The organism is Rhodoferax saidenbachensis, assembly GCF_031457975.1.
Classification (GTDB): domain Bacteria; phylum Pseudomonadota; class Gammaproteobacteria; order Burkholderiales; family Burkholderiaceae_C; genus Allorhodoferax; species Allorhodoferax saidenbachensis_A.
The window spans coordinates 58,341-66,286 of sequence record NZ_JAVDXO010000015.1; the positions used below are offsets into that span (position 1 = coordinate 58,341).

Consider the following 7,946-nt stretch of genomic DNA (forward strand, 5'->3'; position numbering starts at 1 on the left):
AACAAGAAAGAAGAACCCATGACCTCTCTCGTTTTGAACCCCGGCAAGATCACGCTCGACGAGCTGGACCTCATCCACGCCGGCGTGTGCCAGCTGAGCCTCCCCGAGTCCGCCCGCGTGGCCATGCGCGCATCGCACGCGCTGGTCAAGGCCGCGGCCGATGGCGACGCGCCCGTGTATGGCGTCAACACTGGCTTTGGCAAGCTGGCGAACAAGCGCATCAGCAAAGACCAACTGGCCACGCTGCAGCGCAATCTGATCCGCAGCCACAGCGTGGGCGTGGGCGAGCCGCTGGCCGCCCCCATCATGCGGCTGATGATGGCTACCAAGGCCGCCAGCCTGGCGCGTGGCTATTCGGGCTGCCGCGAGCTGGTGGTGGACACGCTGTTGGCTGTGCACAACGCAGGTCTGGTGCCCTTTGTTCCCGCACAAGGCTCGGTGGGGGCATCGGGTGACCTGGCGCCGCTGTCCCACATGACGCTGGCGCTGATGGGCGAGGGCGACATGATGGTGAATGGCGAGCGCGTGCCTGCACTGCAGGCGCTGCAGAAAGCTGGTATCGCCCCACTGGAGCTGGAGGCCAAGGAAGGCCTGGCCCTCATCAACGGCACGCAAACCTCGACTGCGCTGGCGTTGCATGGCCTGCTGGCCTTTGAGCCGGTGCTGGAAGCCGCGCTGCTGATTGGCGCGCTGACGCTGGACGCAGCGCGTGGCAGCGACGGCCCGTTTGACCCCCGCATCCACGCCGTGCGCGGCCAGCCCGGCCAGATCGACGTGGCGCAGTACTACCGCGAGCTGCTCAAGGGCAGCCCCATCCGCGCCAGTCACGCTGAAGGCGATGACCGCGTGCAAGACCCGTACTGCCTGCGCTGCCAGCCGCAGGTGGTGGGCGCCTGCCTGGACCAACTGCGCCACGCCGCGCGCGTGCTGCTCATTGAAGCCAATGCGGTCACCGACAACCCGCTCGTGTTCCCGGATGATGGAGCCATGATTTCCGGTGGCAACTTCCATGCAGAGCCCGTGGCCATGGCGGCCGATGGCATGGCGCTGGCCATTGCCGAAGTGGGCGCCATCGCCGAGCGCCGCATTGCCATGCTGATCGACAGCGGCGTGTCGCGCCTGCCACCTTTCCTGACTGCCGATGCGGGTCTCAACAGCGGTTTCATGATTGCGCACGTCACCGCCGCCGCGTTGGCGTCGGAAAACAAATCCATGGCCCACCCCGCCAGCGTGGACAGCCTGCCCACCAGCGCCAACCAGGAAGACCATGTGTCCATGGCCACCTTTGCCGCGCGCCGCCTGCAGGGCATGATCCACAACACCGCCCACATCCTGGGCATCGAACTGTTGGCTGCCGCACAGGGCATCGAGTTTTTGCGTCCGCTCCAAAGCTCGCCGGTGCTGGAAGCCGTGCACGCGCTCTTGCGCAAAGACATCCCCGCCCACCATGTGGACCGCTACCTAGCGCCCGACATTGCGCACGCCACGCAGCTGGTGAAGAGCGGAGCCGTAGCCAAACTGCTCAAGCCGCTGGCCGGGTTGCCCACGCTCTGGATTCCGGGTTAAGGGAGTTTTCTCCATTGGTGGTGCTATCAAAATAGAAGCTGCTTGCGCATACGCCAAGCGGGCTGGAGGCCTATTTCTTATGAAAACAGCGCCACGTCAGCCTCTTGCTCGGCCCGCACGCCCAGCGGCACCACGCACAGGCGCACGCCGTCCAGTGTGAGCACCAGGCCCAGTTGCCCGCCCATCTGCACCACACCGCTCGTGATGGCGTGCGGTGTTGCAGTGGCCTCGTTGGCCATCGCGGACATCCCCGCCACCGCGCTGATAGGCGGATGCCGCAGCATGGCCCAAAGGACCTGCGGGTCACGCAGCTGCAGGGACTGCAGGTAGAGGCGGAAAACGGTTTCTTCGCTGGGCTCTCGCTCAGTTGGCGCAGGTTCATCCGCCGAACTGCGCGCTTGCCGCAGCCGCAGCAGCGCGCGGCGCAGTTGCTGCCGGCTGGCGGCTTCGGACCGGCCGTTGGCCTCGGCAATCTCGGCGTGGCTCACTTCAAATACTTCATGCAGCAGCAGTGCGGCGCCGTCTTCGGGCGCCAGGTGGGCGGCCAGCAGGCGCAGGGCGCGGCTGGCTTCTTGCGCCAGTGCGGCGTCTGTCTCGGCAGAGGGCGAAGCTTGCTCCGCATCGGCAGTGCCCGTTTCCTCCAGCCACTGCTGCATCCAGCTACGGCGGCGCAGGCGGTCGATGGCGAGGTTGCGCACTACGGTCAGCAGCCAGGCCTGGGCGGAGTTGAGTTCACGTTGCTCGCCCTCCAGCGCACGCACATAGGCGTCCTGCACCGCGTCCTCGGCGTCCGCCGGGCCCAGCAGGCGGGTGGCGGCACGCACCAGGCGGCGGTGGTCGGCGTCGGGCAGGGCGGGGCGGGGGCTTGCGTCGTACATGGCCGCATGGTGCCATAGCCTGGTTGGCGGTGCAGTGTCACGAAAACCGCCCCTCGTTCGTCATAGCAGTTCAACCACCAGGAAACCCACCATGGACACCCCAGACAAAGCCGACACCCCCGCCAGCGCCCCCGAGCCGCGCACCTCGTACCTGGAGGAAAAAGCCTTCAAGTCCCGCACGCTGCTGGTCTTTGGAAGCGTCACCGACCTGATGGCCGCCGATGTGACGCGCCGCCTCATCGCGTTGGACGCCGACAGCGCCGAGCCCATCGACATGCTGGTCAGCTCGCCGGGCGGCCACCTGGAGTCGGGCGACGCCATCCACGACATCGTGCGCTTCATCGCTGCGCCAGTGAACATGGTGGGCACCGGCTGGGTGGGCAGCGCGGCCACGCATCTGTATTTGTCGGTGCCGCGTGAGCGGCGCTACTGCACGCCCAACACGCGCTTTCTCATCCACCAACCCAGCGGCGGCTCCGGTGGCCCGGCCAGCGACATCGCCATCCAGGCGCGCGAGATCGTCAAGGCGCGTGAGCGCATTGCCCGCACCATCGCGCGTGAGACCGGCAAGCCGCTGGAGACCGTGCTGGTGGATATTGAGCGCGACTACTGGATGTCGGCCGAAGAGGCGGTGGAGTACGGATTGGTGTCGCGCATCATCGAGCGCAAGACCGAACTGCGGGGCGCGTGAGCCTGGGGGGCGTCAATCCATCTGGTACAAAGCGGTGGCATTGTTTTTTTGAAAGGCCCCCCATGAACTCCAACTCCCCCGTCGCATTGGTCACCGGTGCTGGCACCGGCATCGGGCGGGCCGTGGCCCTGGCGCTGCTGCAGGCGGGCTACCGCGTGGTGCTGACCGGGCGTCGGGTCGAGCCCTTGAACGCAGTGGCCCAGGCCAGCGGCACCGACCGTGCCCACCCGGTGTGCGCGGATGTGAGCCAGCCGGAATCGGTGGACCAGCTGTTTGCAACCATCCAGGAAAAGTTTGGCAGGCTGGACTTGTTGTTCAACAACGCAGGCGTTGGCGCGCCCAAAGTCAACATCGAAGACATCACGTTTGCGCAATGGCAAACCGTGGTGGACGCCAACCTGACGGGCTCTTTCCTGTGCGCCCAAGGCGCTATCCGCCTCATGAAGAGCCAGACGCCGCAAGGCGGGCGCATTATCAACAACGGATCCATCTCCGCGCATGCCCCGCGCCCCAACTCTGCGCCCTACACCGCCACCAAACACGCCATCACCGGCCTGACCAAGTCCATCTCTTTGGACTGCCGCAAGTACAACATCGCCTGCGGCCAAATTGACATTGGCAACGCGCTGACCGAGCTGTCGGCCCGCATGGCAACCGGTGTGCTGCAGGCCCATGGCGAGATCGCCGTGGAACCCATGATGGATGTGCAGGAAGTGGCCGACGCCGTGCTGCACATGGCGCAGCTGCCCCTGTCCACCAACGTGCAGTTCATGACCATCATGGCGACCAATATGCCGTTTGTGGGTCGCGGCTAAGTCTTTTCAGCGCCAGAGGTCGGTGCGATACTGGCCGGCATGCACCAGCCTGAAGCCCCCCACGGCGTACGCCATTTCGGTCAAATTTTGCTGTGGCCCCTGCGGCTGATGCCGGTGCGAGGGGCCGAGGCGAAGCACGCCAAGCCCTGGGAAATCTTGTCCGCCATGGGCGACGCCACCCCCTGGCGCGAAGTGGTGGACGAATACACCGGGGATGCCTGCAACTTTCACGAGCGGCACTACAACGAGTTCGTTACTTTCTTGCCCTATGTGCAGCGCTTTCTGTATGGCGAAGGCCATGCCAAGGGCGGCGGGCAGGTACACGGCTCGCCCATGCGGGTGTTCCGCCGCCACGACGTCGGCGCAGTGCGCGTCGTGTTGCGGCCCGGCGCCGAGGCCATCACCCTGAGTGTGGTGCATGTCGATCTGTATTTCTTTTTGGACCTGGACCTGGTCCTGCTCAACGTCGAGGTGGCGGGTGACAACCTGCCGCTCACCCAGGCGCAAGAGCTGCTCTACCGCTTTGGCCGCGGCTACCCTTCGGGCTGGGATGCGCGGGGGCAGGCCCAGCACTGTCTGCACCAGGCCGAGTGGCTGGGCGCGCAAGGGCAGGTGCTGGCGCAATCCGACGCGGGTCAGCCCGACCTATTCATGTCGCATGTGGCCCGCCACCGCGCACCCCGCATTGCCGCCCACTGGGATTGGCTACTGCAGCCCCTGGTGAGCGACCATTCGGAGCAGGTAGGTGCCCTGCGCTACCGGCAGATTGAGTACTACCGCATGCCCTTGCTGGGCTACCTTGCAGTGGACGACCCCCAGACCTTGAGCCGGAGCGATTTTGTACGGCTAGGGTTGGTCACCGGCGCGGGCAGTGCCGATGGTGATGCCGCGCTGCCCTTTGCCGACGACCACCTCAACGATTTTGAAGAGCGCTATTGCTACGACCGGTTCTGGACACCCGCAGGCGCTGCGCCCCACACCCGCTACCTCTGCACCGGCCATTCGTTGATCGTGGTGGGCGATGCCAACAGCCACTTTTTTTCGTGCCGTGACCGAGGCGTGTTGGCACAGTTCAGGCACCAGCACTTTCTGCTGTTTTTGATTGCACATTTTCAGAAGGCCGCGCTGTTGATGTTTTCAGACCGGCTGGCCGAAACACTGCGTAACCTCAACATCAGCGACCCCTGCAGCGTGCGGGCTTTCAAGCGCAGCATCCGCAGCACCTTTGCCAGTTTTTTGCGTTTTACCCACCGCTACTGGTTTCATGAAATCTCGGAGCAAGCCCAAACCCGCGCGCTGTTTGCCAAGTGTGCGCAGCACCTGGGGCTGGACCCGCTGTATGCCGAAGTCAAAGAGCGCATCGCCGACATGAACAACTACCTCGAAGCTGACAGCCTGCGCCGCCAGGCCAACACTGTGGTGCGCCTGACTGTGGTCACCATCTTGGGCTTGATAGGCACCATCACAACCGGCTTTCTGGGTATGAACTTGCTGGCCGAGGCCGACGCTTCCCTATCCCGCAAAGTGCTGGTGTTTGCCGTGGTGTTTGTAGTCACCATCGCGCTGACCCTGTACACCATGGCCAAGTCCAAGCGCTTGTCTGATTTTCTGGATGTGCTGTCCGAAGAGCGCGTAGGCCCCTGGGCCAAGCTGAAAGCTTTTGGCGCCATCTGGGCCCGCGAGCGCGACCGGGATTGAGGGATGTAGTGGTGTTTTGCTATTAATTGAATAGCTGCTTGCGCATATTCCACAAGGGTTTTCGGCATTTTTTATTCATAAGTCGTTGACCGAGGGCAGCAGACCTGCCAGTTCTTCATTTCATCCTCAAAAGGCCGATAGAGGGGGTATGCAAGTCTCCCTCTCCCCATCGACCGGCAATGCGGCCTCCAGTGCTACTGCCAGCGATATTGCCAAGCTGCAAAAGCAACTGAAGTCCCTGGTGGAAGAGCTCAAGAGCGTGGCCACGTCAGACATGGAGGCCAAGGCAAAAAAGGAGAGGGTCAAACTGCTGCAAGCCCAGATCCAGATGGTGCAGGCGCAGATCAGTGCCATTCAGCGCGCACGCCAACAGGCGCAGCAGGAAGTGCAGTCCCGCAAGGCCGAGGCCGCCAGCCCGCAACGCCGCGCGACAGAACCCCAGACCTCAAGACCAGGCAGCCAGCTCGACACTCTTGCCTGATCGAGTTAGCAGCTACAAGCGCACACCTGCGGGTGCTTACGCAGGAGTCTTGGTACTAGTTGTCTGCTATCAAAACAGAAGCTGCTTGCGCATATTTCACGCGGGCTAGTGGCCTATTTCATTCATAACGCATTGACCGAGGGCAGCAAGCCCGCCAGGTGCTTGCGCCCCAGCGGTGTTACCTCCAGCGCGCGTTCGCCGTCATGGCGGCGCAGCCAGCCTTGGTCCAGGCAGTGGGTTAGCAGTGCCTTGGGTAGCTTGCCGGCCATGTGGTCGCGGCGCTCTGACCAGTCCAGGCAGCGGTAGGCCAGGCGAGTGGATGCGGAGGGTTTGTCCATGCCGTCCACCACAAAGCCCATCGCATTGAGCCCGGCCTTGCCCTGCGCGGTGAGCAGGTAGCCATCGCCAGCGGGGCACAGCCATTCCTTGGACAGCAACTGCGAAAACATCTCCACGCCCAGTTGCCCCGCCAGGTGCCCGTAGCAGCAGCGCGCAAAGCGCAGCCGCTGGAGCGTGGGGTTGGCCCAGGCCGCGGTGTGGGTGCGGCGCTCGGCGATCAGCGCCACCGCCTCCAGCGCGTGGGCCACCTCATCGTCGGCAAGTTTGTAGTAGCGGTGCCGCCCGCGCTGCTCGCACACCAGCAGCTCTGCCGCCATCAGCTTGCCCAAATGCCCGCTGGCCGTGGCCGGCGATACCGACGCGGCCCGCGCCAGCTCACCCGCGCTGGCGTAGTCGCCTGCCAGCAGGTAGCTGAGCATGCGCGCCCGCGTGGCGTCGGCAATCACCGCAGCAACGCTGGCCAGCTTGGGCTCGTATGGGGTGGAAGTCATGCGGGTGGGTGATGGGGGCTGAGAGGGGGCGTAAGCAGTGCCGCGTTGGAATCGTCCGGGGCCTCGCTGCGCTGCGTTTGAGTGTAGTCGCGCAGCACCTGCGCCACGCGGATGCGGTAGTCGGTAAACACCGCCTCGCGCCCCTCGGCCTGCCCGGTCCGGTGGTCGGCCTGGTTGCGCCAGGCGCGCACGGCGGCTTCGTCGCGCCAGTAGCTCAAAGACAAGTAAGTACCGGGCCGCGTCAGGCTTTGAAACCGCTCCACCGACACAAAGCCGTCGATGGCCTGCAGGTGCTCGCGCAGCATGGCCGCAATGTCAAAGTAGCGCGCCTCCTGCCCCGGCAGGGGCGTTACCTCAAACAGTACGGCAATCATGCGGCCTCCACATAGCCGGTGGGCGCTTGCAGGTAGCTGGCGGGCACCGGCTGGGGGAAAGTGCGCTCTTCCTTCAGGATGAAGCGCTCGCGCTGCGCAAAGGCAAAGTTGGCCTGTGCCTCATCGTCCACCCGCAGGCGCTGGCGGTAGGCCTCATATGCCGCCAGGCTGGGGAAGGAGATCAGCCCCCAGGCCTCGTAGTTGCTGCCCTCGTGCGGCACAAAGTAGCCCAGCAAATGCCCACCCAGGCGGGGGATGATGCGGGCCCAGTTGTTGGCGTAGGCCGTGAACTGGTCTTTCTGGAACGGGTCGATTTCGTAGCGGATAAAGCAGGTGATGGTCATGGGGACTTCTCTTGTGGTGATGAGAGAAGTCTGGGGGACGAATTTTGGGAATACTTTGGTGTGTGGCGAAATGAGGGGACTTTGGGTCTAAGTTGCGGACTCTGAGGTGAGTGAGGGATTCGTCATTGGCGCTGTTTGCAGAAACACTGCGGATATCTTCATCGGCGATCGCTTTCGACCGAGGCTGTGTGAAAACACCTTGAATCTCTCCCCACATTTGCTATGACATATCAAGCCGTGTGGAGGATTGAATATGTCCAGATTCATTG

General features: G+C 64.0%; 9 protein-coding genes. 5 read left to right on the forward strand and 4 right to left on the reverse strand.

The genetic code is table 11. The annotated features are described in order from the left end of the window. The first annotated feature begins 18 nt into the window (after nucleotides 1-18). On the forward strand, nucleotides 19-1,566 hold the full coding sequence (hutH, locus tag J2X15_RS20805) for a histidine ammonia-lyase (RefSeq protein ID WP_310346838.1): 1,548 nt from the start codon (nucleotides 19-21) through the stop codon (nucleotides 1,564-1,566). Between the two features lie 77 nt (nucleotides 1,567-1,643). Here the strand turns inward: hutH and J2X15_RS20810 are convergent, their stop codons facing one another. Beyond that, nucleotides 1,644-2,444 carry an RNA polymerase sigma factor gene (locus tag J2X15_RS20810; protein WP_310346839.1) on the reverse strand — a complete coding sequence of 267 codons (801 nt, stop codon included), beginning with the start codon at nucleotides 2,442-2,444 and terminating at the stop codon, nucleotides 1,644-1,646. A 91-nt stretch (nucleotides 2,445-2,535) separates the two neighbouring features. Here J2X15_RS20810 and J2X15_RS20815 point away from each other — a divergent pair, with 91 nt between their 5' ends. From J2X15_RS20815 to J2X15_RS20830, 4 genes are all read left to right on the forward strand, one after another. Then, the gene (locus tag J2X15_RS20815; protein ID WP_310346842.1) at nucleotides 2,536-3,135 is read left to right on the forward strand and encodes an ATP-dependent Clp protease proteolytic subunit; all 600 of its coding nucleotides are present in this window, start codon (nucleotides 2,536-2,538) and stop codon (nucleotides 3,133-3,135) included. 62 nt (nucleotides 3,136-3,197) lie between these two features. Further along, complete coding sequence (locus J2X15_RS20820; RefSeq protein WP_310346845.1) at nucleotides 3,198-3,950, forward strand: SDR family oxidoreductase; 753 nt, start codon at nucleotides 3,198-3,200, stop codon at nucleotides 3,948-3,950. Nucleotides 3,951-3,989: 39 nt separating this feature from the next. Then, entirely contained in the window at nucleotides 3,990-5,648 is a 1,659-nt protein-coding gene (locus J2X15_RS20825; RefSeq protein ID WP_310346848.1) for a hypothetical protein, read from the forward strand. Between the two features lie 148 nt (nucleotides 5,649-5,796). Then, on the forward strand, nucleotides 5,797-6,129 hold the full coding sequence (locus J2X15_RS20830) for a FlxA-like family protein (RefSeq protein ID WP_310346851.1): 333 nt from the start codon (nucleotides 5,797-5,799) through the stop codon (nucleotides 6,127-6,129). 122 nt (nucleotides 6,130-6,251) lie between these two features. On the opposite strand, the gene J2X15_RS20835 is transcribed toward J2X15_RS20830, so the two are convergent. From J2X15_RS20835 to J2X15_RS20845, 3 genes are read right to left on the reverse strand one after another with little or no spacing between them, the layout of a single operon-like run. After that, nucleotides 6,252-6,959 carry an ArsR/SmtB family transcription factor gene (locus J2X15_RS20835; RefSeq protein WP_310346854.1) on the reverse strand — a complete coding sequence of 236 codons (708 nt, stop codon included), beginning with the start codon at nucleotides 6,957-6,959 and terminating at the stop codon, nucleotides 6,252-6,254. Continuing rightward, nucleotides 6,956-7,333, reverse strand: a complete 378-nt coding sequence (locus J2X15_RS20840; protein WP_310346856.1) for an antibiotic biosynthesis monooxygenase family protein — start codon at nucleotides 7,331-7,333, stop codon at nucleotides 6,956-6,958. Before J2X15_RS20840 ends, J2X15_RS20835 begins: the two co-directional genes overlap by 4 nt. Further along, nucleotides 7,330-7,677, reverse strand: coding sequence for an NIPSNAP family protein (locus J2X15_RS20845; protein WP_310346857.1), 348 nt, complete (start codon nucleotides 7,675-7,677; stop codon nucleotides 7,330-7,332). The genes J2X15_RS20840 and J2X15_RS20845 overlap by 4 nt, the downstream gene beginning before the upstream one ends. Nucleotides 7,678-7,946 lie beyond the last annotated feature (269 nt).

Excerpts from the sequence above, each read along its gene's own strand:
- hutH (WP_310346838.1), top strand. The coding sequence starts at position 19 with ATGACCTCTCTCGTTTTGAACCCCGGCAAGATCACGCTCGACGAGCTG.
- J2X15_RS20810 (WP_310346839.1), bottom strand. The coding sequence starts at position 2,444 with ATGTACGACGCAAGCCCCCGCCCCGCCCTGCCCGACGCCGACCACCGC.
- J2X15_RS20815 (WP_310346842.1), top strand. The coding sequence starts at position 2,536 with ATGGACACCCCAGACAAAGCCGACACCCCCGCCAGCGCCCCCGAGCCG.
- J2X15_RS20820 (WP_310346845.1), top strand. The coding sequence starts at position 3,198 with ATGAACTCCAACTCCCCCGTCGCATTGGTCACCGGTGCTGGCACCGGC.
- J2X15_RS20825 (WP_310346848.1), top strand. The coding sequence starts at position 3,990 with ATGCACCAGCCTGAAGCCCCCCACGGCGTACGCCATTTCGGTCAAATT.
- J2X15_RS20830 (WP_310346851.1), top strand. The coding sequence starts at position 5,797 with ATGCAAGTCTCCCTCTCCCCATCGACCGGCAATGCGGCCTCCAGTGCT.
- J2X15_RS20835 (WP_310346854.1), bottom strand. The coding sequence starts at position 6,959 with ATGACTTCCACCCCATACGAGCCCAAGCTGGCCAGCGTTGCTGCGGTG.
- J2X15_RS20840 (WP_310346856.1), bottom strand. The coding sequence starts at position 7,333 with ATGATTGCCGTACTGTTTGAGGTAACGCCCCTGCCGGGGCAGGAGGCG.
- J2X15_RS20845 (WP_310346857.1), bottom strand. The coding sequence starts at position 7,677 with ATGACCATCACCTGCTTTATCCGCTACGAAATCGACCCGTTCCAGAAA.